The organism is Deinococcus aerophilus (assembly GCF_014647075.1).
Lineage (GTDB): Bacteria > Deinococcota > Deinococci > Deinococcales > Deinococcaceae > Deinococcus > Deinococcus aerophilus.
Window position 1 is genome coordinate 62,855 of record NZ_BMOM01000011.1, and the last position, 24,868, is coordinate 87,722.

General features: G+C 68.9%; 21 protein-coding genes. 13 read left to right on the top strand and 8 right to left on the bottom strand.

Annotation, left to right across the window (positions count from 1 at the left end; all coding sequences use genetic code 11):
- Window positions 1-292: 292 nt before the first annotated feature.
- From IEY21_RS08610 to IEY21_RS08630, 5 genes are all read left to right on the top strand, one after another.
- Window positions 293-2,854 (top strand): U32 family peptidase, encoded by a 2,562-nt coding sequence (locus tag IEY21_RS08610; protein ID WP_188903394.1) that lies wholly within the window; start codon window positions 293-295, stop codon window positions 2,852-2,854.
- Window positions 2,855-2,932: 78 nt separating this feature from the next.
- On the top strand, window positions 2,933-3,469 hold the full coding sequence (locus tag IEY21_RS08615) for a DUF402 domain-containing protein (protein WP_188903396.1): 537 nt from the start codon (window positions 2,933-2,935) through the stop codon (window positions 3,467-3,469).
- A 12-nt stretch (window positions 3,470-3,481) separates the two neighbouring features.
- Window positions 3,482-4,189, top strand: coding sequence for a hypothetical protein (locus IEY21_RS16825; RefSeq protein WP_229752986.1), 708 nt, complete (start codon window positions 3,482-3,484; stop codon window positions 4,187-4,189).
- A 62-nt stretch (window positions 4,190-4,251) separates the two neighbouring features.
- A complete protein-coding gene (locus IEY21_RS08625) occupies window positions 4,252-4,431 on the top strand; it encodes an ATP-binding cassette domain-containing protein (protein WP_188903398.1) in 180 nt (59 codons plus the stop codon).
- 195 nt (window positions 4,432-4,626) lie between these two features.
- Entirely contained in the window at window positions 4,627-5,427 is an 801-nt protein-coding gene (locus IEY21_RS08630) for a hypothetical protein (RefSeq protein ID WP_188903400.1), read from the top strand.
- Between the two features lie 46 nt (window positions 5,428-5,473).
- Here the strand turns inward: IEY21_RS08630 and gatA are convergent, their stop codons facing one another.
- The 4 genes from gatA to IEY21_RS08650 all read right to left on the bottom strand — a co-directional run bounded on the left by gatA (window position 5,474) and on the right by IEY21_RS08650 (window position 9,098).
- Window positions 5,474-6,946, bottom strand: a complete 1,473-nt coding sequence (gene gatA / locus IEY21_RS08635; protein ID WP_188903401.1) for an Asp-tRNA(Asn)/Glu-tRNA(Gln) amidotransferase subunit GatA — start codon at window positions 6,944-6,946, stop codon at window positions 5,474-5,476.
- A gap of 93 nt (window positions 6,947-7,039) precedes the next feature.
- Window positions 7,040-7,801, bottom strand: a complete 762-nt coding sequence (locus tag IEY21_RS08640; RefSeq protein WP_188903403.1) for a DUF4388 domain-containing protein — start codon at window positions 7,799-7,801, stop codon at window positions 7,040-7,042.
- Between the two features lie 128 nt (window positions 7,802-7,929).
- Window positions 7,930-8,472 (bottom strand): SMC-Scp complex subunit ScpB, encoded by a 543-nt coding sequence (scpB, locus tag IEY21_RS08645; RefSeq protein ID WP_188903405.1) that lies wholly within the window; start codon window positions 8,470-8,472, stop codon window positions 7,930-7,932.
- Window positions 8,469-9,098, bottom strand: coding sequence for an L-threonylcarbamoyladenylate synthase (locus tag IEY21_RS08650; protein WP_188903407.1), 630 nt, complete (start codon window positions 9,096-9,098; stop codon window positions 8,469-8,471). The genes scpB and IEY21_RS08650 overlap by 4 nt, the downstream gene beginning before the upstream one ends.
- 82 nt (window positions 9,099-9,180) lie before the next feature.
- On the opposite strand from IEY21_RS08650, the gene pilC reads away from it, so the two are divergent.
- Both pilC and IEY21_RS08660 read left to right on the top strand, forming a co-directional pair.
- Window positions 9,181-10,401: a type IV pilus assembly protein PilC gene (pilC, locus tag IEY21_RS08655; protein ID WP_188903409.1), complete on the top strand. Its 1,221-nt coding sequence runs from the start codon at window positions 9,181-9,183 to the stop codon at window positions 10,399-10,401.
- Between the two features lie 68 nt (window positions 10,402-10,469).
- Entirely contained in the window at window positions 10,470-11,030 is a 561-nt protein-coding gene (locus IEY21_RS08660) for a GNAT family N-acetyltransferase (protein ID WP_188903411.1), read from the top strand.
- A 190-nt stretch (window positions 11,031-11,220) separates the two neighbouring features.
- Here the strand turns inward: IEY21_RS08660 and ilvN are convergent, their stop codons facing one another.
- From ilvN to IEY21_RS08680, 4 genes are all read right to left on the bottom strand, one after another.
- Window positions 11,221-11,829 (bottom strand): acetolactate synthase small subunit, encoded by a 609-nt coding sequence (ilvN, locus tag IEY21_RS08665; protein ID WP_188903413.1) that lies wholly within the window; start codon window positions 11,827-11,829, stop codon window positions 11,221-11,223.
- A complete protein-coding gene (gene ilvB / locus IEY21_RS08670) occupies window positions 11,826-13,601 on the bottom strand; it encodes a biosynthetic-type acetolactate synthase large subunit (protein WP_229752987.1) in 1,776 nt (591 codons plus the stop codon). Before ilvB ends, ilvN begins: the two co-directional genes overlap by 4 nt.
- A gap of 297 nt (window positions 13,602-13,898) precedes the next feature.
- Window positions 13,899-15,683: a DEAD/DEAH box helicase gene (locus IEY21_RS08675; RefSeq protein WP_188903415.1), complete on the bottom strand. Its 1,785-nt coding sequence runs from the start codon at window positions 15,681-15,683 to the stop codon at window positions 13,899-13,901.
- A 223-nt stretch (window positions 15,684-15,906) separates the two neighbouring features.
- Complete coding sequence (locus IEY21_RS08680) at window positions 15,907-17,019, bottom strand: GTP pyrophosphokinase (RefSeq protein ID WP_188903418.1); 1,113 nt, start codon at window positions 17,017-17,019, stop codon at window positions 15,907-15,909.
- 52 nt (window positions 17,020-17,071) lie between these two features.
- Between IEY21_RS08680 and IEY21_RS08685 the strand changes: the two genes are divergently transcribed.
- The 6 genes from IEY21_RS08685 (at window position 17,072) to hrpB (ending at window position 24,823) form a co-directional block, all read left to right on the top strand.
- A complete protein-coding gene (locus IEY21_RS08685) occupies window positions 17,072-19,003 on the top strand; it encodes an N-acetylmuramoyl-L-alanine amidase (RefSeq protein WP_188903420.1) in 1,932 nt (643 codons plus the stop codon).
- A 42-nt stretch (window positions 19,004-19,045) separates the two neighbouring features.
- Complete coding sequence (locus tag IEY21_RS08690; RefSeq protein ID WP_188903422.1) at window positions 19,046-19,606, top strand: hypothetical protein; 561 nt, start codon at window positions 19,046-19,048, stop codon at window positions 19,604-19,606.
- Between the two features lie 329 nt (window positions 19,607-19,935).
- The gene (locus IEY21_RS08695) at window positions 19,936-20,658 is read left to right on the top strand and encodes an SDR family oxidoreductase (RefSeq protein WP_188903424.1); all 723 of its coding nucleotides are present in this window, start codon (window positions 19,936-19,938) and stop codon (window positions 20,656-20,658) included.
- Window positions 20,655-21,641 (top strand): NAD(P)/FAD-dependent oxidoreductase, encoded by a 987-nt coding sequence (locus IEY21_RS08700; RefSeq protein WP_188903426.1) that lies wholly within the window; start codon window positions 20,655-20,657, stop codon window positions 21,639-21,641. Before IEY21_RS08695 ends, IEY21_RS08700 begins: the two co-directional genes overlap by 4 nt.
- Window positions 21,638-22,267 (top strand): HAD family hydrolase, encoded by a 630-nt coding sequence (locus IEY21_RS08705; protein WP_188903488.1) that lies wholly within the window; start codon window positions 21,638-21,640, stop codon window positions 22,265-22,267. Before IEY21_RS08700 ends, IEY21_RS08705 begins: the two co-directional genes overlap by 4 nt.
- A 48-nt stretch (window positions 22,268-22,315) precedes the next feature.
- A complete protein-coding gene (hrpB, locus tag IEY21_RS08710) occupies window positions 22,316-24,823 on the top strand; it encodes an ATP-dependent helicase HrpB (protein ID WP_188903427.1) in 2,508 nt (835 codons plus the stop codon).
- The last annotated feature ends 45 nt before the right edge of the window (window positions 24,824-24,868 follow it).

The following is a 24,868-nucleotide window of genomic DNA, read 5'->3' on the forward strand; positions in this document are numbered from 1 at the left end:
GGTGGGCGACATGGGCACGCTGGCGCACAGTCTGCCGTGGGGCGTGGCCGTTCGGATTGCCGCCCGGCCAGGGAGTATTCATGAAGCGGAGGGGTCGTGGAGCCACCGCGGCGCGGCGAGGCCAACCCAGTTCATCGTACTCAACGGCGGTTCCCGGTGCTGAGGAGGTCCAGCGCCGCCCGGTCACAGCCGGTCAGGCGGTTCCCCGGTGCCGGACGGAAGGGTGCGTGGCCAGGGAAATGGCGACGGTGCCTGTATTGGGCGGTCAGCGCTCCTGTTACACTGCCCTGTTATGTCGCGTCCCCGTGTCAAGCCCGAAGTAATGAGTCCGGTGGGAGGCTTTCCCCAGCTGAAGGCAGCGGTGGAGGCCGGAGCCGACGCTGTGTTCTTCGGCGTCAACCCGGCGCGGGGAGCGGGCCGTCAGGACGGAGCCGGCTTTCACGCCCGTGCCAAGGTGGGTTTTGAGGCCGAGGCGCTGCCCGAGATCATGGCCGGCCTGCACCGGCGCGGGGTGCAGGGCTTCGTGACCTTCAACGTGCTTGTCTTTGACCGCGAACTGCGCGACGCCGAGCGGCAACTGATCGCGCTGGCCGAGGCCGGGGTGGACGCCCTGATCGTGCAGGACCACGGGGTTGCCCGCCTGGCCCACGAGATCTGCCCGGACCTGCCCATTCACGGCTCTACCCAGATGAGCATCACCTCGGCCGAGGGAGCCGAACACGCCCGCCGCTTCGGGGCGAGCCGGGTGGTGCTGGGGCGCGAGCTGTCCCTGCGCGACATTGAGCGGATTGCCAACCAGACCGATGTGGAGCTTGAAACCTTCGTCCACGGCGCCCTGTGCGTGAGCTACAGCGGTCAGTGCTTCTCCTCCGAAGCCTGGGGTGGACGCAGCGCCAACCGGGGCCAGTGCGCCCAGGCGTGCCGTCTGCCCTATGACCTGCTGGTAGACGGCGAGACGCGGGATCTGGGCGACGCCCGCTACCTGCTGTCGCCCGGCGACCTGTACGCGCTGCATCAGGTGCCCGACCTTGTGCGCATCGGCGTGAACTGCCTGAAGATCGAGGGCCGCTACAAGGACGCCGAGTTCGTGGCCCTGACCACCGCCGCCTACCGTCAGGCGGTGGATGAGGCCTGGGCCGGCCTTCCGCTGGGCATCACGCCGCAGCAGGAGCGCGATCTGGAGCAGGTGTACTCGCGGGGGCTGGCCCCGCACTTCATGGCGGGCACCAACCACCAGACCGTGGTGCGCGGGCGGGCGCCGCGGCACCGGGGCGTGCGGGTGGGCACCGTGCGCGGCGTGACCGAACGCGGCGTGCTCGTGGATCTCTCGGAGCCGGTCCGGCCCGGTGACGGTCTGGTCTTCGATCCCGCCAACTGGCGCACCCCGGAGGGCCGGGAGGAGGGGGGCTTTCTGTACGGTCTGTGGCACAACGGACAGCCGGTGGAGGAGGTCCGTGCGGGCGCCGTGTATGAACTGCGCTTCGGGCGCGGCTCGGTGGATGGTGCCCGCGTCCGGATCGGCGACCCGGTGTGGCGCACCCACGATCCCACCCTGGCTGCCCGCGTCCGGCCCCTGGTCGAGGCGAACGACGCGGTCTATACCCGGCCCGTTCAGGCCCACTTCCTGGGGCATGTCGGCCAGCCCCCTGCGCTGACCCTGACCGATGAGGCGGGCCACCACGCCACCGCCACGCTGCCCGAGCCCCTTTCGCCCGCCCGCAACCGCGCCCTGGATGAGTCGGGCCTGCGCGAGCAACTGGGCAAGCTGGGCGGCACGGGCTACCACCTGTCGGAGCTGAGCGCCGATCTGCAGGGGGCGGGCTTCCTGCCGGTCAGCGCCCTGAATGCCCTGCGCCGCGAGGCGGTCGAGGCCCTGACGGACCTGCGCGGTCAGGCTCCAGAGCGGCGGACCGCCGCGCGTCTGGATGAGGTGCTGGCCGCGCAGACCACGGGGACCGTTGCCCCAGCGCCCCGCTCCGCAGCCCGGTTGCATGTTCTTGTCCGCACGCCTGAGCAGCTGGACGCCGCCCTGGAAGAGGCGCCCGATTCCATCACGCTGGATTATCTGGAACTGTATGGCCTCAAGCCCAGCGTGGAGCGGGTGCGGGCAGCGGGTGTGCCGGTGCGGGTCGCCAGCCCGCGCATCCTCAAGCCCACCGAGCAGAATCTGCAGAAATTCCTGCTGTCGCTGGAGGCGGGCATTCTGGTCCGCAGCGGCGGCCTGCTCGAGGGACTGCAGGGAGCGGGCGCGGCGGAACTCACCGGCGATTTCTCGCTGAACGCCGCCAACGTCCTGACGGCCCGCGCGCTGCTGGAGCTGGGACTGACGCGCCTGACCCCCACCCACGACCTGAATGCCCGGCAGATCACTGAGCTGGCCTCTCTGGTCGGCCCCGAGCTGCTGGAAGTGGTCGCCTACGGCCACCTGCCGGTCTTCCATACCGAGCACTGCGTGTTCTGCCGCTTCCTGTCCGACGGCACCGACTACACCAACTGCGGTCACCCCTGCGAATCGCACCGCGTCGCCCTGCGCGACGAACGCGGGCGCACGCACCCGGTCATGGCCGACGTGGGCTGCCGCAACACGGTGTTCGAGGGCCGCCCGCAGATTGCCGCCGCCCACCTGCCGGAGTGGCAGGGGGCCGGCCTGCAGGACTTCCGCCTGGAATTTGTTCACGAGACGCCGAACACGGTCCGGCAAGTCGTGCGGTTGCACCGCGCCTTCCTGACGGGTGACCTGAGCAGTGCCGAGCTGGACGCGGCTCTGGCGGGTCTGTCGGACGGCGGCACCACCGAGGGCAGCCTGTTCGTGCCGCATGACTTCGGGATGCTGGACGCACTGCCGATCCTGTAACTTCATTAAATCTCCATTCTTGACCGGGATGTTAGATTCCTCCGCGCCCGTTTCTGAGGAGGTCGGTTACGCTGTCCCATGCTTGCTGACGCGCATCCGGTGAAGGTGGAACGGCACGACACGGCAAACAACTGTCATCACACCAATACGGGGCGGCGCGTCGTCGACACGTACCGGGAAACACCTGCGGGCCTCTTTGTGGCCCGCGATTTCGTGGGCCACCCGCGCATCCGCCACTGGCAGGCGCATCTGCTGCCCGCCCTGAATCTGGTGGTCTGCCACTACAGTTTTCACGGCCACCGAGAACACGACTTCTACATCGACGTGGCCCAGATCAGCCGGGAGGGTGCGGTCTGGACGGTGCGCGACCTGTACCTGGATATCGTGCTGCACGATGGCCTGGGCGCAGAGATTGCTGACACCGACGAGCTGCTGGCCGCCTGGGAGGCAGGCTTTGTGACTCCACGTGAGGTGCAGCGGGCCGTGGAAGTGGCCCACCAGACCCTTTCGGGGCTGACCCGCGCCCGCTACAGCATGCGCGGCTGGCTGAAAACGCAGGGCGTGGTCGCCGATTGGGCGGGCGACACCGAACGGGTGGGCCTGAAGACAGGGTAGGGGCGTGAGGCAGTGATCACCACAGTGGCGCAGACGCGTCTGAAAGCTGCTCTGCCCGCCGCGCTGGAGCGCATCACGGCCACGCCGGGCGTTTACGCTGCGTTGTGGTGCGGTTCGGCCACGCGGGGAGAGGCCACGCCGTACAGTGACCTGGACTTTCACGCTCTGGTCACGGGCGGCTTGCGCTGGCGCAGCAACTTCACGGTGGACGGCGTGCCGGTGGAGGTTTTTCACAATCCTGTCCACAAGGTCCGCGCGATGTTTGCCGAGGAGGACGCGGCGACGATCACGATGTTTGCGCAGGGCCGTCCTGTCCTGCCGCATCCCGAGCTGGGCGTGTTGATAGACGAGGCCCGCACCCTCTATGCGGCTGGACCGACGCCCAGGCCGTTGACGGAAGCCCAGCGTTTTCACCTGATTGAAGAGGTGATGGATGGTCGGGGCGTCCTGAATCAGCCCATACATTCTCTGCTGGCACTGTCAGCGGCAAACCAGGCCGTGGACGTCCTCTACGCCGTCAACGGTTGGTGGGAGGTCAAGCGCGAACGCTGGCCCGCCGACCTCGCCGCCAGAAGTCCAGAGGTGGCGCACGAGCTCACTGCCGTCCTTGTCGCCACCGACGCGAGATCGCGGCAGGCGGCCCTGGAACGGCTGGTCACCCGCCTGACCGGCGACCTGAGCTACCGCGACGGCGGCAGCGGGCCCGAACCTGTGGGCTGAAGCTGCGCCGTCGTTCTGTTGTGACAGAACCCGGCTAAGCTCTGGGCCATCATCGGGGCCAGATGATTGAGGTCACCCACCATGGCAAACGTTACGGTGCCCATCAGGCGGTACAGGACCTCAGTTTCACGGTGTCGCCGGGAACGGTCTCCGGGCTGCTGGGCAGCAACGGGGCAGGGAAGACCACCACCATCCGCCGCCCCACTGCCGGCACCGTGCGTGTGGCGGACTTTGATGTCTGAAAGGAGCCGCTGCGGGCAAAAGCCGCCTTCGGTTACATTCCGGACCGCCCCTACCTGTGCGGCAAGCTGATGGCCCACGAGCCGGCGTTTATGGGCCTGAGTCTGGCGTACTTGGTGCTGGTGCCTGGGGCTGATCGCCCTGGAATCACGCTGGAAGGGGCGACCTTCCCGGCATGGCGCATAATTGCCCCAGCTATGGCGAGAGATCCCCTGGACCGAGCACAACGCCGCGCCGAACGCCGTGCCCGGCGGGCCGGCGATCCCCTGTCTGCGTTCGGCGGCCTCCTGATCGCCCTGTTCGTGACAGGCCTGATCTTTGGGAACGCGCTGGTGGGCGTGACCCTGCTGGTGCTGGTCGCGCTGTTTGCGGCGGCGTATTTTGTTTCGGCGCAGGTGCGGGGCGGCCTGTCCGCCGTGGTCACCGCGCCAGAGTTCAGGCGCAGTTCCGGGCTGGTCATTCCTGTGTTTGTGCTCGCGGGCATCTTTGGCAATGCCCTGCTCATGGTGCTCGTGCTGCTGATTGCCGCCCTGGCCCTGGCCGCCGCTGCGCTGACGGTCCGTGCCGGTCCGGCCATCCCCCAGGCTGCGCCGGAGGTTCCCGATTCCGCAGCCGTGCCTGCGCTGCCTGCCCACTCCAGCGGCGAAACCATCTCCGAGATTGACATCCGGGCGCTGTGCCGGGGTCTGCCTCCCGCCGTGGCCGGGCAGGTGTTTGCCACGGTGGAACACCTGGAGACGGTGGCCGCCGAGGCAAAGAAAAGTGGCGACACCCGCCGCTCCTATGACGCTCGGCAGGGCCTGACGGACTACCTGCCCAACACGGTCCATGCCTGGAAGGCCCAGGCCGAGGACCAGCGTGACCTGGGCGAACTGACGCGGGCGCTGGAGCAGGTGCGCGAGATCGCGGGGGTGGACGACGCGGGCGGCGAGGCCGGGCGGCGGGCTTGGGAAACCCAGCAGCGCTTTCTGGCCTCACGCAAGGGGGAGAAGTCCTAATTCGGCGGGCGCAGGCCCCTGCCTGAGGGAGCGCTGGCCTGGGAGGTTATCCCAGCACTCCAGGCGCCGCCTCGGCCCGCACGTGGCCGGTGCCTTCCAGCCCACCGGCGATCCTGAGCAGCAATTCGTCGTGCAGGGCGGGGGCGATGAACTGAATTCCCACGGGCAGCCGCCGCCCGTCCACCTCTTCAAAGCCTGCGGGTACGCTCAGGGCGGGCAGGCCCGCGAGGTTGACCGCCACGGTGTCCACGTCGGCGGCGTACATGGCCAGCGGATCGCTGGTCTTCTCGCCGCGCCGGAAGGCCGGGAAGGGACTGGTGGGCGTGACCAGCACGTCGTAGTCGCCAAAGGCGGCGCCAAATTCATCGGCGATCAACCGGCGCACCCGGGTGGCCTTGCTGTAGTAGGCGTCGTAGTAGCCGCTGCTCAGGGCGTAGGTGCCGATCATGATGCGGCGCTGCACTTCCCGTCCGAACCCACTTTCGCGGGCGTGAATCATGCTGCTGCTCACGTCGTCGCCCGCTCCACGTGCGCCGTAGACCATGCCGTCGTAGCGGGCGAGGTTGCTGCTCGCCTCGGGCATGGAGATCAGGTAATACGCGGCGATGGCGTGCTTCAGCGCGGGCAGGCTGACTTCACCCACCGTTGCTCCCGCGCCGCGCAGGGCGTCCAGGGTGCCGGCGAGGACGGCGCTGACGCCCGCCGTGTTGCCGTCCAGACTCTCGGTGATCACCCCCACGCGCAGACCGCGCAGGTCGTCGGGCGTGCCGGCGGCAAAGGCGGGCGGCGCGTCCAGGCTGGTCGCGTCGCGTGGGTCGTGTCCGGCGATCACGTTCATGAGCAGGGCCAGGTCGGCGGCGCTGCGGGCCAGCGGGCCAATCTGGTCCAGGCTGCTGGCGTGGGCGACCAATCCGTACCGGCTGACCCGGCCATAGGTGGGTTTCAGGCCGTACACGCCGCACAGCGCCGCCGGCTGACGCACCGAGCCGCCGGTGTCGCTGCCCAGGCTGACGGCCGTGATGCCCGCGGCCACCGCCGCCGCGCTGCCTCCGCTGGTGCCGCCGGGCACGCGCGCCAGGTCCCAGGGATTGAGGGTGGGGCCAAAGGCGCTGCTCTCGGTGGAGCTGCCCATCGCAAACTCGTCCATGTTGGCCTTGCCGACCACCACTGCGCCCGCTGAGATCAGCCGCTGCACGGCGGTGGCGGTGTACGGACTGACATAGTGCTCCAGCATGCGGCTGGCACAGGTGGTCCGTGTGCCGGTGAGGTTGAGGTTGTCCTTGATGACCACCGGCAGGCCCGCCAGCGGCAGGGCCTCACCTGCCTTCAGGCGGGCCTGCACGGCCTCGGCGTGTTCACCGGCATGCTCATTGATGCTGATCAGCGCGTTCAGGCCCCGGGCCGCCTCGGCGCGGGCCAGGGCGTCCTGCAGGGCGGCGGCCGGTGTGGTTTCGCCGGCGCGCACCGCCCGGACGATGGCGGTGGCGGACTGGGAAGCAGCGGTGGGCACGGACGACATACCGCGTCAGTGTAAAGCAGTTTGTGGCGCTGGGAGGTTGCCGTCTGGCTGGGTGTGGGGCGTCGCAAGGGCCTGAACGGCGGGACCCGGACGTTACGCCGGCCGCACCAGCACGCTGTCTCCGGCACGCAGGCCCGTGCGCATCATCACTTCGGTGGGCACGAGCAGGGCGTGAACGACGCTGGATGCGGGTTTCACCGGCAGGGTATAGACCTGTTCGGTGGCGGCCTTGACCGCAACATGCTGGGGCTGGCGGGCCAGATCTTCCTGCCAGCGCCGGAAGATCACCTCATCCACCACGACCACGCCGCGGACTTCGCGCGTGACCGTCACGGTCAGGCGGGCCACCCGGGAGCGCCGGGGAGCAATCAGGTTGATCCGGTGCAGCTTGAGCAGCAGCCGGCTGGCATCCGGGTCCTGCGCCAGTTCCTCCACCGGGCGGTGGGCCTCGATCTGGCGCAGGATGTCCTGCTCCTTCAGACTCCAGCGCATCGCCGCCACGCGTTCGGGCGAAGTGATGCGTGCCGGGCCGTTGAAGGGAAGGATCTGAACGGGCATGGCGTCCAGGGCCTCCAGGGCCAGCTCGTCAATGTTCCGGCGCGGTCCAGGGGTGGGATGCGTCAGTCCCTCGTCAAAGTGAAAACGGCCGCACGGGTCGAGCAGCAGCCGGGTCAGGGCCGCCGCGCCGCCGTCCTCGCCGAATTGCAGGTGAACCACATCTCCCGCTTCCAGCCAGGCCTGAAAGCGTCCGTCCGGGCGGTAGACCCACAGCGCGCCGCTGCGTCCCTGACCGCTGAGCAGATACAGCAGTTCCAGGAAATCAAAGTGCTCGAGGCTGGCGGTGGATTTGGTCATGGGGTCTGGGGGGCTGCAAATGCGCCGACGACAGAGTCTAGCGGTTGGTCTTCTGTTCCGCCTTGTGGTTTTGTCGGGGACCCCCCCATCCCCCCCCGCCGCGCCGTCGCCCCCACTGCGGGGGCGGCTCAGCTGCGCAGCAGGTGTGAAAAACCGGCGTCCTGCAGGGGGGGCAGGTCGTCCAGGCTGCCCAGGCCGAACTCCAGCAGAAAGCGTTCGGTGGTGCCGTACAGCAGTGGTCCCCCCACGCTGTCCGAGCGGCCCAGCACCTTGACCAGTTCGCGTTCCTGCAGAGTGACCACGGTTCCCGCACTGCCGCCGCGCATGGCCTCGATCTCGGCGCGGGTCACCGGTTGCCGGTAGGCGATCACGGCCAGCACCTCCAGCGCGGCGCTGCTGAGAGCAGGCAGGGCGGGCGGCGAGAGCAGCGGAGCCAGCCGGGCGGCCAGGGTGGGCGGCACGATCAGGCGGTACCCTCCCGCAACCGCCTCCATCTCAAAGCCCAGCCCGGCCGCTTCCAGACGGCGGCCAAACTGTTCGAGTTCCTTCTGCGCCGTCTGCTCGGTCACCCCCAGGACGGAGGCGATCTCTCGCGCCATGACCGGCCGTCCGGCGGCGAGCAGCGCGGCGCCAATCAGCGCCGGGGTTCCGGGAGCGGCGGGGCCGTTCATGGGTGTGTGTCCACGCCGGCCGCTTTCAGCGTTGCCCGCAAAAGGGCTTCCCCCACTCCACCTGTCCGCAGGATGTGGAGTTCGGGCAGCTGAACGACGGTGCTGGCCTGCCCGCCACTGTGCTCCTCCCCGGACGGCAACACGAGGTCAGCCAGCTTCATCTGTGTGGCCTGGGCCTCACTCAGGGCCGGGGGCTGGCCGCTGGGGTTGCAGCTGGTGGTGACGAGCACGCCGCCCGCCGCACGCAGCAGCGCCAGCGCCAGGGGATGGGCGGGCACCCGCAGACCGATCAATCCGCCGGGAGCGAGTGCGTCGGGCACGCCGGGGTGGGCCGGGGTGACCAGCGTCAGCGGGCCGGGCCACAGCGCCGAGAGGGCTTCTAACGCCGCTGATGGTTGTGCCAGCGTCAGGGCCACCGCCGCGTCCTGGCACGACACCTGCACCGCCTTGTCGGCGGCCCGACCTTTGAGGGTGTACAGCCGCCGGATGGCCTGCGGGACCTCCGGGTGGGCGGCCAGTCCCCACACCGTCTCGCTGGGGTAGGCCACCACGCCGCCGCCGCGCAGGGTGGCCACCGCCGCGTCCAGGGCCGGTGATCCGGGTTCGGGAACAGGAGAAAAAGACATACGCGATGCAAAGATACGGGGTCAGAGCAGGCGGAGGACTGTAAGGCCAGCGCAAGAGCGCCGTCACTATACTCCGGCGCATATGCCCGTCTTCGAATACCGCGTGCGTGACCGCTCCGGCAAGGTGCTGAAATCCCAGATGGAGGCCGAGACGGCGGCCCAGGTCCGCGACACGCTGCGCGCCAAGAACCTGATGATCGTCGAGATCAAGGCCCCCAAATCGGGCCTGAACGCCGACGTCAAGATTCCCTTTCTGGGAGACCGGCCGCCCAACCTCAAACAGGTTTCGGTGTTCAGCAAGCAGCTCGCCACGCTGATCAATGCCGGGGTACCGCTGGTGCAGTCGCTGGCGATTCTTCAGGGCCAGATTGAGCACAAGGGGTTTCAGGTGATCGTGCGGGCGCTGCGGACCGACATCGAGGCGGGGACTCCCCTGAGTGAGGCCATCGCCAAGTATCCCAAGGTCTTCAACCGGCTGTACATCAACCTGGTGCGCGCCGGGGAAACCAGCGGCACGCTGGACTCGGTGCTGGAGCGCATTGCGGGCTTTCAGGAAAAGGAGCTGGCCCTGCGTGGCAAGATCAAGAGTGCCCTGACCTACCCTGTGGTGGTGCTCGTCTTTGCCATCCTGATCACCTATTTCCTGCTGACAACCATTGTGCCTCAATTTGCGAATATCCTGACACAGCTGAATGCCCCGTTGCCTACCATTACCAAAGTTCTGATGGCAACCTCGGAGTTTTTGCAGCATTCCAGCTTGCTTATCGTGGTTTTTGTTGCTGTTCTGAGCTTTGTATATCGCTGGCTGTACAAGTTGCCCAAGGGCCGCCTCATCATCGACGATATAAAGCTTAAGTTGCCCGTGTTCGGTAATCTGGCCAGGAAGAGTGCTATCTCCTCCTTCGCCCGGACCTTTGGCCTGCTCATCAGCAGCGGCGTGAACATCATTGAGGCCCTGGAGATCACCAAGGGAACGGCAGACAACGCCATCGTTGAAGACACCATTGAGAATGCCAAGAATGTCGTGATGGTGGGGGAGCAGATGAGTTCGAGTCTGGCAACCAGCAAGGTGTTTCCGGCAATGGTGGTCAGCATGATCGCCATCGGCGAGGAAACCGGCTCGCTCGACTCGATGCTGGGCAAGGTCGGTGACTTTTACGACCGTGAGGTCGACGAAGCTGTTGACAGCATGACGGCGGCCATTGAACCGCTGATGATTGTTTTCCTGGGGGGAATCGTGGGGACCATCGTGGCGGGGATGTTTCTGCCCATGTTCAGCATCATCGGCACCCTCAGTCAGTAGATTTGTACAGCCCAGGTCTACATTGTCACCGTTCGGATATACATGTCACCACCCCAGGAAAGCGCCCGATGACCACCCCGTTCCTGCCCGTCTTTTCCTGCACCCTTTCCGTCCAGCTGTCCCACCCGCTGACCGGACAGTCCTATACGCTCCTGCGCGCCGATGAACTGCCCCTCACGCATCAGCGCGCCGTTGAGGTGGCCGCCGTGTGCAATGAACCGCTCGTGTACGACCGCCTGTTCCGCGCGCGTCGGCAGGGCCGCCCCTACGCGGTCGGGGAGGGCGAGGACTTCCTGACTTGGGCCGCGGCGGGCTGGCGGAACGGCACTCATTTCGTGTTTCTGCTGCTCGACCCGGAACAACGGGTGGCGGGCGCGCTGGACGTGAAGTCACCCGAGCGGGAGGCGGGTGAGGTGGGCTACTGGCTCGGCGGCGCACACCGCGGCATCATGACGTCTGCACTCCTTGCCATGCTGGACGCGGCGCGCGAGGCGGGCTTCGTGCGCCTGTGGGCCAGACCCGACGCCGACAACGCCCGCTCGCTGGCGCTGCTGGAACGTGCGGGATTTGGCACGTTCGCTCCGGCGGAGGTGGCAGCGAACACGGCATACCTTGAGCGCCACCTTTGACGCTGGCGCACGCTGAGGGACGGTGATGGAGCTGTCGCGCAGCACAAACACAGCGCCTCCACCGGGGCGCTGTGTTTGTGTGGTGGAAATCTGGGTGGTTGGTTTGCAGGCTTTTCCCGGGAAAGGGTGTGGTCGGCGGAGTCCCATGTCCCGGGGGCCTGAGCCCCGGCCACAGTCATCCCGGTCGGAGTCAGAAGATGTTCGGTACCCGGCGGGCCCGTTCCTCCCGGGCCTCCACCCCCTGGACCACCGGTTCAAGCGTCTGCGTTTCGCCCGAATGGTAGACGTGCGAGGCGATGTCGGCGTTGCTGCCGCGCGTCAGGGCGATGCGGCCTGTGCGCATGGTCTCCAGAATGCCAAAAGGGCGCATCTGCTCGATGAAGGCCGTGAGCTTGCCCTCATCGCCGGTGACCTCGAAGGTCAGGGCGTGGCGGCCCACATCCACGATCCGGCTGCGGAAGTCCTCGGCAATCTGCCGGACCTCGACCCGGCTTTCGGGCGTGATGGCCACCTTGACGAGGACCAGTTCGCGGTCCACATATTTCTCCAGGCTGTGGTCGATGATCTTGACCACATCATGTAGCTTTTCCAGCTGACGGATGGCCTGTTCGACCACGCCCCGGTCGCCATGAACCACGATGGTCATGCGCGAGACGCCGGGATGTTCGGTGTTGCCCACGCTGAGGCTCTTGATGTTGTAGCCGCGCCGCCCGAACAGCGCCGTGATGCGGGTCAGCACCCGCGGCTCGTCGCGGACCAGGATGGACAGCAGTTGATCGTGGGGAATCGGGTCGCTCATGCTTTGCGGGCCTCCTCGGCGGTTTCCTCGGGCTGGGCGGTGTTCATCGGAGCCTCGGCCAGCTGGGACTTCAGCTCGGCGGCCCGGCGGGGATCGGACTCGATCATCTCGAACAGGGCCGCGCCTGCCGGAACCATCGGGAAGACCCCATGCTCGTGGGGCACCACCACTTCCAGCAGGGCGGATTTCGGATCGTTCAGCCACGCATCGATGGCGCCGGGCAGTTCCTCGGCGCTGCTGGCCCGGTAGCCGGGCACATCGTAGGCGTCGGCGAGCTTGAGGAAGTCGGGGTTGGAGTCTCCCAGCCATACCTCCGAGTACCGTTTTTCGTGGAACATCTCCTGCCACTGGCGAACCATGCCCAGGTAGGAGTTGTTGATGATGCAGATCTTGACGTTGCGGATGTCGTACATCTTGAGGGTCGCGAGTTCCTGAGCCGTCATCTGAAAGCCGCCGTCGCCGGCAATAACCACGCTGCGCACGCCCGGCTCGGCCATCCCCGCTCCGATGGCGGCTGGAAAGCCAAAGCCCATGGTGCCCAGCCCGCCGGAGTTCAGCCAGCGCCGGGGCCGCTCGAAGCGGGCGAGCTGCGCGGCGAGCATCTGGTGCTGTCCCACATCGCTGCTGAGAATATCGTCGGGAGTCAGGCGGTCCACCACGGCGGCCACCGCGTATCCGGCGCCCCAGTGCTCGGGCGTCTCGTTGCGGGCCTTCCACTCGGTAATCTGGGCGGTCCACTCGGGCCAGACGCCCTTCACGGCGCCCTCGGCGAGTCTGGCGGCCGCCACCTTCGCGTCGCCGCGTACAGGCACATGGGTCCGGATGATCTTGCCAATCTCGGCCGCGTCGAGTTCGACGTGAATGATCGCCGCATTGGGTGCAAAACCGTTGACCCGACCGGTCACGCGGTCATCGAAGCGCAGGCCGATGCCCAGCAGCACGTCCGCCTCGCTGATGGCGCGGTTGGCCGCCACGCTGCCGTGCATGCCCGGCATGCCCAGCCACAGGGGGTCGCTGGAAGGAAAGGTCCCGAGTCCCATCAGGGTGGTGATGACCGGGATGTCCCATGCCCGGGCCAGAGCGGTGATCTCGGTGCTGGCGTCCAGTGAGCCGCCTCCCGCCATGATCACGGGTTTCTTTGCGCCCCGCAGCAGTTCCAGCGCCCGTTCGATGGACTCGTCCGAGGGCGCGGGAATCTCCGGGCGGGCCTGCGGCGCGGGAATCTCGCCCTCATAGGCAGCAAGCTGAATGTCTTTGGGAATGTCCACGAGGACCGGGCCGGGCCGACCCGAGCGCGCGATGCGGATGGCCTCGGCAATGATGCGCGGCAGGTCCTCAACCTCGCGGACCACGTAGTTGTGCTTGGTCACGGGCAGCGTGATCCCGGTGATGTCGGCTTCCTGAAACGCGTCGGTGCCCATCAGGTGGCGGGCCACGTTGCCGGTGATGGCCAGCAGGGGCACGCTGTCGAGCATGGCGTCGGCCAGTCCGGTCACCAGGTTGGTCGCGCCGGGGCCGGAGGTCGCCATGCACACGCCGATCTCTCCGGTGGCCTTGGCCCAGCCCTCGGCGGCATGGATCGCGCCCTGCTCGTGCCGCGCAAGCACGTGCCGCACTTCCGGATAGAAGGTCAGGGCGTCATACACCGGCATGATCGCCCCGCCCGGATAGCCGAACACGGTGGAAATGCCGTGGTTTGCCAGCGTGGCCCACAGCGCCTTTGCGCCGGTCATCTCGCCCCTGTTCAGGTCCTGCCCGTCCGTTTGCCCCATGATTCCTCCTGTTCCTGCGGTGTTCCTGTAAAAAAACCCCCCGCCTCTGCTGGGGCGGGGGGTGTGCGGCGTGGCCTTGCTGCTCAGCCCCAGTAACCCCCGGTGCCAAGAAGTACGACCACGATGTTCGCACGCATGACTCCACCATACGGGTTTGTGCGGAGCCGGAGCCGGGTGGGCTAGATAGGAGCGGCCGCGGACAGACCCCGGAAAGAGGGAGGACGCCACAGCACACAAGGTCTCCGCACACAAAAAAGCCCCCACCTCACGGCGGGGGCTCCTGAACTTCAGTGGCGTTTAGCGGTTGCCCACGAACTCGCGGTCGGCGAAGTCCTCACGGCGGGGCTGGCTGTTGCCGCCCTCGTTGCGGTCACGGCTCCAGCGGCCCTGTCCGCCGCCCTGTCCGCCGCGGTTGCCACCCTGGTTGCCGCCGCGGTTGTTGTAGCCGCCGCCCTGACCACGGTACCCGCCCTCATCGCGGCCGCTGCGGCCCCGGCCTCCGCCCTGGTAGCCGCCGTCCCGGCGCTCGCGGGTCGGGGCCTCGAACAGCTCGGGCAATTCCTGGGCAACCTCAATCTGGATGTCGCCTTCCAGGGGGTTGGCGGCCAGCAGCTTGGCCACGAACTCGCTGGGCACGTCGGCCACGGTTCCGCCGCGCCACTGGCGTACCTTGCCCAGGCGGCGGGTGTCCACATCGCCGTTGCGGGCCAGAACGGCCACGGTACGCGGCACGCTCATGCGCTCGCCGTGCAGGATGATGGTGGTCAGACCTTCCTCACCGCTGAGCAGGCTGGCGGCCTTGGCCGGCTCGGTCACGCCGCTGATCTTGGCCAGCGCACGGGCCAGGGCTTCCAGGCCCAGTTCGCTGAACAGCTTCTCGGCCTGATCCTGGAAGCTGGCGGCCACCGTGGGGTCGACCTTGCGGATCATGTCGGCTCCGGCGCGGGCGCTCGCGGCGGCCACCTCGGCGGGCGTGGGAATGGTGCGCTCGATAAAGCGGACGCCGGTGATGCGCTCCAGGCCCGACATCTCGCGGTTCTCGCGGTCGCCGTACATGATGATGGCGGTACCGGTCCGGCCGGCGCGGCCGGTGCGGCCCGAACGGTGAATGTAGCTGTCGGGGTCCTGGGGCAGGTGGTACTGCACCACGAGGTCCACCTCGGGAATGTCCAGGCCACGGGCCGCCACGTCGGTGGCGACAAGCACGCCGGCGCGTCCGCTGCGGAACGAGCCCAGCGCACGTTCACGCTGGCTCTGGGCCAGGTCGCCGTGCAGCGCCTCGGCTTCCAGGCCGCGGTGAATCAGTTCGTTGGCCAGTTCATCGGCCTCGCGCTTGGTGCGGGTAAAGACGATGGCCTTCTCGGGGTTGTACACGGTGAGCAGGTCGGCGAGCACGCGGGTGCGGCTGCGGCCCACGCGCACCTTGAGGTGCTCGACGGTCTGGGCGGCCTGGCTCTTGCCCGCACCGACCATGTCCACGAGAACGGGGTCGGTCATGTACTTCTGGCTCAGGCGCCGGACTTCCGCGCTGATGGTCGCGCTGAACAGCAGGGTCTGGCGGGTGGGGGGAGCGTGCTCCAGAATGGTCTCGATGGCCTCGGCAAAGCCCACGCTGAGCATCTCGTCGGCTTCGTCAAGCACCGCGAATTCCACGGCGCTCAGGTCGATGTTGCCGCGCTCCAGGTGGTCGATCAGACGGCCGGGCGTTCCCACGATCACGTCCACGCCGCGGCGCAGCGCATTTTCCTGCGGAGCGTAGGCCGAGCCGCCGTACACGGTCACGGTGGTGAGGTTGACGCCGCTCTTGGAGAACTCGTCGGCCACCTGCTTGGCGAGTTCGCGGGTGGGGGTAATCACGATGGCGCGCGGCAGGCGGCCACGCTCGCGGCTGCCTTCCAGCTTGCTGATGATGGGCAGCGCGAAGGCCAGGGTCTTGCCGGTCCCGGTGCGGGCGCGGCCAATCAGGTCGCGGCCCTCCAGGGTCTGGGGCAGGCTGGCTTCCTGAATGGGGCTGGCTTCGGTGATACCGCGTTCGGCGAGACGCGCCGCGAGTTCGGGCGCAATCAGTTGATCAAAATTCATTTGTAGTCCTTTCGGGAAAGTACAAGACCCCAGTGACCAGCAAATGCTTTCGATCTCACGCAGCACGTAGTGGTTATTGAAAGTGGGGGCACCTTCCGACCGCCGGGCACTTCCCGGACGGCGCACGAATGAAAAGAGTACACCATGTTTGCACTCGGCGCAAGAGGGGGATGACCGGCGGCCTTTCTCCTCCCTGCCACCCTGTCTGCCGCGCACCTGCAGCTCAGGAATGGCGCGGGTCGGCGGTCACTGCTCCCGTAACCTCGGCATAGGTTTCCAGCACCGAGTCCACGAGCCGCGCCGTGCTCAGGACGCCCGACATGTCCAGCGCCGTGATGATCTCCCGTGGGTCCAGGCTGGGGTTGGCACAGGCACGGTACAGGGCGTGGTTGACCAGCACGGTGCCGGGACGGGCGCCGCCGGCAGGCAGCCATGCCTCGGGCAGGCGCGGCATCAGGCGGGCGGCAAAGTTCAGGATGTCGGCACGGTTGCGCCGCAGTTCGCCCAGCAGGCCACCCACCGAATGCACGCCCACATAGTGCAGCAGCGTGGCGATGCGCTGGGGCCGTTCGGGGTCCGGCCAGCGGGTGAGCAGCGGAACGCCCAGCGCGGCCGCCACCGCCTCGTCCAGGTCGCGTACCGGCGAGACCCCCAGCAGATGGTGGATGCTCTGGGCATCGATAAACACGCTGTCGGGCTCACTGCGCACGCGCTCGGGCAGGGTCGCGGCGTAGTCGCGAGACAGGCGGTGCAGGCTCATGAATTCCTCGTCGGCAATTTCCAGCAGGCCGGCCAGCCGGTAAAAACGGCGCTGCACTTCCCGGGGGACCGCCTCACGGCTCTTGTAGCCCAGGTCATGCTCGATCTCGGCCCAGGCATGCTGCAGAATCGAGCGAATCTGGATTTCGTAGTGCTGGGGCGGATCGTGGACGTGCCCGGCGAAGCTGGGGACCTCCGGGGGCACCTTCACCACGTAGTGCACGCCCATGTACCCGAAGCGGTCGGGGTCGTGCATCATGCTCTTGTCGACCGAGTGGTCCCAGTTGATCTCGTGGTGTTCTTCCAGCAGCCGTGACACGGCCGCCACGTCCGATTCAAAGTACGTGATCACGCGCACGGCAACCAGATCGGTCACGTCCTGCAGCGTACGGTAGCGGCCGGGTTTGCGCCGCAGCTTGTCGGCCAGACTGGCGGGTTTTTTCAGGCGGCCCGTGATGTGGTGGATCTTGAGGCCGGCCTCGGCGGTCAGCCGGGTGGTGTGGGCCAGGGCAGCGTCACGCAGGGCCGCGTACTCCGGCTCGCGCGCCTCGTAAGCGGAAACGAGGGGATCAGTCATGGATGGAGGCAGCATACGCCCGGCGGCGTGCAGGCGTGCTACATCTTGCGGTATGCGTTCTGGCCGTGTCCGCCTCGCCCTCGCCGTGCTGTGTGCCGCTGGTCTGGTCCGCGCCGCCCCGCCCGCCACGCCGGACGTGTTCGTCGCCTACCCCGCACCCGGCCAGCAGGTTGCCCATGACCATGTGATCCTGGAAGGCAGCGTGACTCCCGGCGCGTCCCTGACGGTAAACGGGCGCGGCGTGAAGGTGGGCCCGGACGGTCTGTTCATGGAGTGGTGGCCGCTGAATCCCGGTGCCAATGACCTGCGGCTTATTGCCCGCGCCGCCGGGAAGTCGGGGGCGGCCACTGTGCGGGTGGTCCGCACGGTGACGCGGGCTTTACCGGCCCTTCCCACCGCCATCCAGCGCGAGGGCCTGTTGCCCGGTGAGGGGCGCGAATGGTGGGACCCTGCCGGGGACTCGCCCGCCGAGCGCCGCGTGGATCTGGGCTTTCAGGGATCTCCGGGGGGCCGCGCCACCTACCGCATCGGCGCCGGTTCCCCCCTGACCATGCGTGAGGGACCGGCCGGAACCTACCGCGCTGTGGCGGTGGTTTCTCCTGCCGATGCGCTGCAGAACGCGGCGGTGACCTTCAGCCTGACCGGGCGCGACGGCAAGACCGTGGGCGCCGTGGCCCCCGGACGCCTGAGCGTGGGCGGCGGCCCGCGCGTGGCCACGCAGAAGATGGGCAGCGTGCCGGGTCAGGCCCTGAACCCGTCCAGCGTGCGGGTCACGACCCTGGACGGCGCTCCACTGCTCTACCCGCGCGACGGCATGGCCTTCACGCTGGTGGGCCGTGTCGGTGAGGACGTGCGCGCTCGGCTGGCCCCCGGCGTGGGCGCCCTGATCACGGCGGAGCAGCTGACCATGTTGCCGGGAAGCGTGACACCTGGAAGCGTGGCGCCGGTGGCGGGCGGGGTGATCACGCTGAACGGCGTGGCCCCGACGGGCTCTGGTGGCTCTGCGTCAGTGCCTGCCGATCCGGGCGCGGTGGCAACCCTCCCGGCCGAGCCGCCCGCTTCATCGCCCGCCGGGTCCGCTCCCCAGGGTGAACTGCGCGTGCGCCTGCCCCTGGACGGAGCACGGCTGCCCTTCGGGCTGGTGCAGGAACAGGAGGGAAGGCGGCTGACCCTCACGTTGTACGGCCCGCTGGCCCAGCCGCTGGACGTGCCGGCAAGCAGCGATCCGTTGCTGGAAAGTGTGGAGGTGCGGCCCGTGGGCCTGGGAATCACGCGCGTGGTGCTGAACCTGACGGCAGCGCAGGCCTGGGGTTTCCGTGCGGGCTATGACGGCCCCGACCTGCTGCTGACGGTGCGCCGTCCACCCGCCCTGAATCCGGCCCGCCCGCTGGAGGGCCGCACCATAACCCTGGACCCTGGACATGGGGGTACCCAGAACGGCGGGGCCGGCAGCCTGCGCGTGCCCGAGAAGAATCTGGTCCTGCCCATCGCGCTGCGGACCGCCGAGCTGCTGCGGGCGCAGGGAGCCACGGTGAACCTGACCCGCACCGGGGACGTGACCCTGGGCCTGTACGAGCGCGGCCAGAGCGCCGAGAACAGCCGGTCGGACCTGCTGGTGTCCATTCACGCCAACGCCCTGCCCGACGGCCGGGACCCACGCGGAATCCGGGGGCCGGAGGTGTACTTCACTCACCCGCAGGCGGCGGCGCTGGCCGGAACCATCCTGGGCCAGCTGCGCGCCCGCCTGCCCGAGCTGGGACCGGGAGCGGGCCTCAAGGCCGGCGCTGACCTGGCCCTGACCCGCCCGAGCGGCCAGATCAGCGTGCTTGTAGAAACGGCCTACCTGACCGACGCGGGCAACCTGCGGACCCTGCACAGCGCGGCAGGCCGTGAGCGTTTTGCGGCGGCCATCGCGGCCGGGATCGCGGACTTCTATGCGGCGCAGGCGGCGGGTCAGGTGGGAGCGGCATTGCGGGAGCCTTAGCGCTTCAGACACGCGTCAAGCAGGGTCGTTAAGCTACGGAACATGAATCCACGTGTTCTGCTCGTGTCTGTCCTGATGACCCTGCCCGTCCTGGCCACCGCGCAGGACACCTCGCTGCCCGAGATTCCGCTCATGACGGCGCCGCTGCCGTCCCCACCCGCCTCGGAGCCGCCGGTGTCCACCACTGCGCCCTCCGTGCCCACGCCCGCCGCCGTCGCCCTGCCCGAGGTCAGCGCCAACCTGTTCGTGCCGCGCACCGTGACCGGACCGGTGGGCCTGACCTTCACGGTCCGCAACAGCAGCGCATCGGCGATCACCTTCAGAGTGCGGCGCGACAACGATCAGAACTGCGTGACCGCCCCGCAGGTGCGCGTGCTGCAGGTGGGGACCCGGGAGGTGATCTATCCGGTGTCGGGCGCCGCGCCGAAGCTGTGTGCGCAGGATCTGGAGACCAAGACCGCGCCTGCCCGGGGCAACGTCACCTTTACCCGCACGCTGGACCTGCCAGCGGGCGACTACATGGTGGAGAGCTGGTTGACCGGCTTTGCCAATGATCTGCTCGTCAAGGTGCCCGCCACACCGGTGCGGATCACAGTTAAGTAACGACGCTTTTGCCACCGCCGGAGGAGAGGATTCCGGCGGTTTTCTATGCTGTCCACGCTGCCGGCATAAGTATAAAGCGTGATCTCCTCGCCTTCCGGGGTCGGCAGATTCGTGGTGTTACCCCACCCATGCCTCTCTGCTGGGCTGGGACAGACCGTTCAAGGAGGCGTGGGGAACCGCAACCGCCGTGATTGCCCGCCATGACGACCAAGAGGACAACTTGGTGATGGTGCGGCATGGCACGGGCCGAACAGATGAAGAGATCATCAATGCCACAGCGGTTGGGGAGCGATATTTCCGGACCACGCTGACGCGCTAGCCTCGCCTGCATGAGTCCAGACCGCCCCGTTTCTTCTGACCCCGCCGCCTCCCGTCCCGTCACCCTGATCACCGGAGCGGCGGGGGGGATTGGCAGCGCCCTGGCCCGCACGCTGGCCGCGACCCATGACCTGATCCTGAGCGGACGCGGCGGGGAGAAGCTCGATGCCCTGTGCGCCGAGGTCGGAGGCCGCCCGCTGACGCTGGACCTGACCCGCCCCGAGACCTTCGCGGACGCGCTGGCGGGGCTGGACCGCGTGACCAACGTCGTCCACAACGCCGGGGTGGTGGACCTGGGCGCGGTGGGGGAGCAGGCCCATGCGGTCTGGACCCACACCCTGGCCGTCAACACGGTCGCGCCCGCCGAGCTGACCCGGCTGCTGCTGCCCACGCTGCGGCAGGAACGCGGCACGCTGGTCTTCGTGAACAGCGGCGCGGGCCTGCGGGCAAATGCCGGCTGGGGCAGTTACGCCGCGAGCAAGTTTGCGCTGCGGGCGCTGGCCGATGTTCTGCGCGAGGAGGAGGCCGGGAATGGCGTGCGCGTGACCTCGGTGTATCCGGGCCGCACCGCAACCGAGATGCAGCGCAAGGTGCGCGGTCAGGAGGGAGCCGAGTACACGCCCGGAGCGTTTATTGACCCGCAGACCGTGGCCGCCACCATCGCCTTCGTGTTGAATGCTCCGCGCGACGCCACGCTGACCGATGTCAGCGTTCGTCCGGGTCCCCCGGCATGAGCGGGCGCGGCGACCCCCGCGCGTACGACGCCGTCGTCGTGGGGGCGGGTCCGGCTGGACTCACGGCAGCCCTGACGCTGGGCGGCGCAGAGCGGCGCGTGCTGCTGCTCGACGGCGGCCCGCCGCGCAATGCCCGTGCGGCGGCGGCCCACAACGTCTTTACCCGCGACGGCTGCGCGCCCACGGACCTCAAGACCCTGGGCCTGCGCGACCTGCGTCCCTACGACGTGACGGTGGTGCACTCCCCGGCCCGTGAGGCCCGCGTGCTGGGGGAGGACGGGGGCGCACACGCCTTCGCCCTGCGGTATGACGGGGCGGGCGGCTGGGTGCGGGCGCGGCGGCTGCTGTTTGCCAGCGGTGTGCGCGACGTGTTGCCGCATATTCCGGGCCTGCGCGAACGCTGGGGCGTGAGCGTTCACCACTGTCCGTACTGCGACGGCTGGCCCAACCGGGACGCTCGTCTGGGCGTGCTTGGTCGCCATCAGGGGGGGCATCACCTGGCCCTGAACGTGCGGGCCTGGGCTGAGGACGTGGCCCTGCTCACGAACGGCCCCGATGAACTGACCGACGAACAGCGCCGCGATCTCGTGCGGGTTGGCGTGCCGCTGCATACCGGGTCCATCGCGCGCGTCAGCGGCGAGGAAGGCGTGACGGTTCATTTCCGGGGTGGCCGCACATTGGATCTGGACGCCGTGTTCCTGAATCCTGGCCAGGTTCAGAACAGCGGGCTGCCCGCCGCTCTGAGCTGTGAGCTGAACGCGGGGGGGCGCGTGGTGGTCAACGAACACGGCATGACCTCGGTGGCCGGGATCTGGGCCGCCGGGGACATGACCGGCGCGCCGCAGTACGTGACGAGCGCCGCCGCCAGCGGCATGACCGCCGCCGTGAGCCTGAACACCACCCTGATCCACGAGGACGTGCGGGCGCGCGGCGCGGCCTTCCACAAATCGCCCGATGAGGCCCCACAGGCGGGAGGCAGCTGAAAGCGGTCCTCTTCGATCTGGACGGCACCCTGCACGACCGCAACGCCACTGCCCAGCAGTGGCTGCGGGAGCATACGGCCCGTTTCGATCTGCCCGCCGGTTACGCCGCCCGCTTTCTGGAACTGGATGACTTCGGGTACCGGCCCAAGCGGGAGGTGCTGCCCCGGCTGGTGCAGGAGTTCAAGTTGCCGCACCGGGCAGAGGCTCTGCTGGACGACTTCTCGGCCACCTTTCTGGGCGCTCCGGTCGTCATGCCCCACGCCCATGATGTCCTGCGGGAGCTGAGGTCCCGGGGAGTGCGGACCGGGGTCGTCACGAACGGCTGGGTGGCGGCGCAGACCGCGTGCCTGGAAGGCTGTGGGCTGACCCCTCTGGTGGAGGATGTGGTGATCAGCCGCGGTGTGGGTCTGAGCAAGCCGGACCCGGCCATCTACCACCTTGCCCTGGCCCGCCTCGGAGTGACGGCCGACGAAGCGTGGTTCGTGGGGGACTCGCCCCGCAACGACGTGTGGGGAGCACAGGCTGTGGGGCTGCGGGCCGCGTACCTGCCCACCGGACATTCACTGACCGGCGAGACGCCGGACGCGCTGCTGGAGGATCTGCGCGGAGTGCTGAACCTGACGTGACCGCCCGGCCCCCGGTGGGAGTCCCGTTTCGGTTGCTACCATTCCTCCGTGTCTTCGGTTCTTCCTGACCTTCCCATCGCCGCCGTCCTTCCGGAGGTGAAGGCGGCGCTGGCGGCCCACCCACTCGTGGTGGTCCAGGCTCCTCCAGGCGCGGGCAAGAGTACGGCCCTGCCCCTGGCCCTGCTGAACGAGGGCTGGCTGGCGGGGCAGAGCGTGGTCATGCTGCAGCCCCGGCGGGTGGCGGCGCGCGCGGTGGCGGCGCGGCTGGCCGAGGGGCTGGGACAGGCGGTGGGGGAGACGGTGGGCTACCGCGTGCGCTTCGAGTCGCGGGTCTCGGCGCGCACCCGGCTGGAGGTGGTCACCGAGGGCATCCTGACCCGCCGCCTGCAGCGTGACCCCGAACTGGCGGGTGTGGGGCTGGTCATTCTGGACGAGTTCCACGAGCGTTCCCTGAACGCGGACCTCGCGCTGGCCCTGCTGCGCGAGGTGCAGGGAGCACTGCGCGGCGACCTGCGGGTGCTGATCATGAGCGCGACCCTGGACCCGGACCTGCCCGCCCGGCTGGGAGCGCCGCTGGTGGAGAGCATGGGCCGGGCCTATCCGGTCGAGGTGCGCTACCTGCCCACGGATCCGGTGGGCCGCGTGGAGGATCTGGTGGCCCGCAAAGTCCGGCAGGCCCTGGCCGACGACGAGGGCGATGTCCTGGCCTTCTTGCCCGGGGTGCGCGAGATTCGCGCGGCGGCGGCAGCTCTGGCAGACGTGGAGGCTGCGGTGCTGCCCCTGTACGGCGACCTGGGGGTCGGGGAGCAACGCCGCGCCCTTCTTCCCGATCCGGGTGGACGGCGCAAGGTGGTCCTGGCCACCAGCATCGCCGAGACCTCCCTCACCATTGACGGGGTGCGGGTGGTCGTGGACAGCGGGCAGAGCCGCACCCAGGCCTTTGACCCGGCCACCGGACTGAGCCGGATGGTGACGGGCCGGGTCACGCGGGACAGCGCCGCGCAGCGGGCCGGACGGGCGGGCCGCACCGCGCCCGGGGTCGCCTACCGCCTGTGGTCCGAGCGCACCCACCCACTGCTGCCGCCCGCCCGCGCGCCGGAAGTGCTGGAGGCCGATCTGGCCCCCCTGACGCTGGAACTCGCCGCCTGGGGAGCGCCCGACCCGGCGGCGCTGGCGTGGCTGGACGCGCCGCCCGCGCCGCGCGTGGAAACCGCGCGCCGGGTGCTGCGGGAACTGGAGGCGGTGGATGAGGCCGGCCGCGTCACGCCGGAGGGCCAGCGTCTGCTTGAATTTCCCACGCATCCCCGGCTGGCTCACCTGCTGACGGGCGGGGATGCGCGCGGACTGGGGCCACTGGCCGCCGACCTGGCCGCGCTGCTGGAGGAACGCGATCCGTTGCCGCCCGGTTCCGGCGCGGACCTGAGTGAACGGGTGGAGGCTTTGCGGGCGTGGCGGCGCGGCGAGCGTGCCCGGGGAGACGTGGCCGTGCTGGAGCGGGTGGAGCGCCTGTCGCGGCAGTGGCGCAGCCTGCTGAAAGTGCGCCCCGAGAACGAGCCCCCCGACCCCTTCGGCGTGGGCGCCTTGATCGCCCGGGCCTATCCCGAGCGGGTGGCGCTGGCGCGTGAACTGCAAGCCGGGGGCGTCCGGGGGCGCTTTCTGCTGGCGGGGGGGCAGGGGGTGATCCTGCCGGAAGGCGACGCGCTGGCAGGCCTGCGGACGCTGGCGGTGGCGCACCTGGACGCCCGGCCCACCGGTCAGGGAGCCGAGGGCCGCATCTACCTGGCTGCGCCACTGGACCCTGCCGTGCTGGAGGACCGTGCGGTGTGGCTCGAGAGCGTGCGCTGGGAGACCCGCAGCGGGACCCTGCTGGCCCAGAGGGAGCGGCGGGTGGGGGCCCTGGTGCTGGAGACGCGGCCCCTGCGTGACAGTTCCGCCGGGGCGCGGGCACAGGCCCTGGCCGGAGCCATCCGCGGCGAGGGCCTGCACCTGCTGACCTTCTCGCCGGCGGCAGCGGCCCTGCGGGCGCGGGTGGAGGCTTTGCGTCACTGGCGGACTGGGGACGGCTGGCCGGACCTCTCGGACGCCGCGCTGCTGGACACGCTGGAGGAGTGGCTCGGGCCCCGCCTGGGCACGGCCCGCACGCGCGAGGACCTGGGACGGCTTGACCTGCTGCCCGCCCTGCAGGCTCAGTTGCCTTGGCCGCTGCCGCAGCACCTCGATGATCTGGCCCCCACCCACCTGACCGTTCCTACCGGCAGCCGCATCCGGCTGGAATACCGCGCCGACGGTTCGCCGCCGATCCTGGCCGTAAAGCTGCAGGAGCTCTTCGGGCTGGCCGACACGCCGGCGGTGAACGGGGGGCGCACGCCCGTGCTGCTGCACCTGCTGTCGCCGGCCGGCCGGCCCGTGCAGATTACCCAGGACCTGCGCTCGTTCTGGAACTCCTCGTATTTCGAGGTGCGCAAGGACCTGCGGGGCCGCTATCCCCGGCACCCGTGGCCGGATGACCCGTGGACCCACGCCCCGGTCAAGGGTGTCAAGCGGCGGGGCACCTGAGCATTCAGGCGGGTGGGGAACGGGGGAACGTTTGATAGTCCCCCT

Bases quoted from the DNA above. Each gene is read 5' to 3' on its own strand.
- IEY21_RS08610 (WP_188903394.1), top strand. From the start codon at position 293: ATGTCGCGTCCCCGTGTCAAGCCCGAAGTAATGAGTCCGGTGGGAGGC.
- IEY21_RS08615 (WP_188903396.1), top strand. From the start codon at position 2,933: ATGCTTGCTGACGCGCATCCGGTGAAGGTGGAACGGCACGACACGGCA.
- IEY21_RS08625 (WP_188903398.1), top strand. From the start codon at position 4,252: ATGATTGAGGTCACCCACCATGGCAAACGTTACGGTGCCCATCAGGCG.
- IEY21_RS08630 (WP_188903400.1), top strand. From the start codon at position 4,627: ATGGCGAGAGATCCCCTGGACCGAGCACAACGCCGCGCCGAACGCCGT.
- gatA (WP_188903401.1), bottom strand. From the start codon at position 6,946: ATGTCGTCCGTGCCCACCGCTGCTTCCCAGTCCGCCACCGCCATCGTC.
- IEY21_RS08640 (WP_188903403.1), bottom strand. From the start codon at position 7,801: ATGACCAAATCCACCGCCAGCCTCGAGCACTTTGATTTCCTGGAACTG.
- scpB (WP_188903405.1), bottom strand. From the start codon at position 8,472: ATGAACGGCCCCGCCGCTCCCGGAACCCCGGCGCTGATTGGCGCCGCG.
- IEY21_RS08650 (WP_188903407.1), bottom strand. From the start codon at position 9,098: ATGTCTTTTTCTCCTGTTCCCGAACCCGGATCACCGGCCCTGGACGCG.
- pilC (WP_188903409.1), top strand. From the start codon at position 9,181: ATGCCCGTCTTCGAATACCGCGTGCGTGACCGCTCCGGCAAGGTGCTG.
- IEY21_RS08660 (WP_188903411.1), top strand. From the start codon at position 10,470: ATGACCACCCCGTTCCTGCCCGTCTTTTCCTGCACCCTTTCCGTCCAG.
- ilvN (WP_188903413.1), bottom strand. From the start codon at position 11,829: ATGAGCGACCCGATTCCCCACGATCAACTGCTGTCCATCCTGGTCCGC.
- ilvB (WP_229752987.1), bottom strand. From the start codon at position 13,601: ATGGGGCAAACGGACGGGCAGGACCTGAACAGGGGCGAGATGACCGGC.
- IEY21_RS08675 (WP_188903415.1), bottom strand. From the start codon at position 15,683: ATGAATTTTGATCAACTGATTGCGCCCGAACTCGCGGCGCGTCTCGCC.
- IEY21_RS08680 (WP_188903418.1), bottom strand. From the start codon at position 17,019: ATGACTGATCCCCTCGTTTCCGCTTACGAGGCGCGCGAGCCGGAGTAC.
- IEY21_RS08685 (WP_188903420.1), top strand. From the start codon at position 17,072: ATGCGTTCTGGCCGTGTCCGCCTCGCCCTCGCCGTGCTGTGTGCCGCT.
- IEY21_RS08690 (WP_188903422.1), top strand. From the start codon at position 19,046: ATGAATCCACGTGTTCTGCTCGTGTCTGTCCTGATGACCCTGCCCGTC.
- IEY21_RS08695 (WP_188903424.1), top strand. From the start codon at position 19,936: ATGAGTCCAGACCGCCCCGTTTCTTCTGACCCCGCCGCCTCCCGTCCC.
- IEY21_RS08700 (WP_188903426.1), top strand. From the start codon at position 20,655: ATGAGCGGGCGCGGCGACCCCCGCGCGTACGACGCCGTCGTCGTGGGG.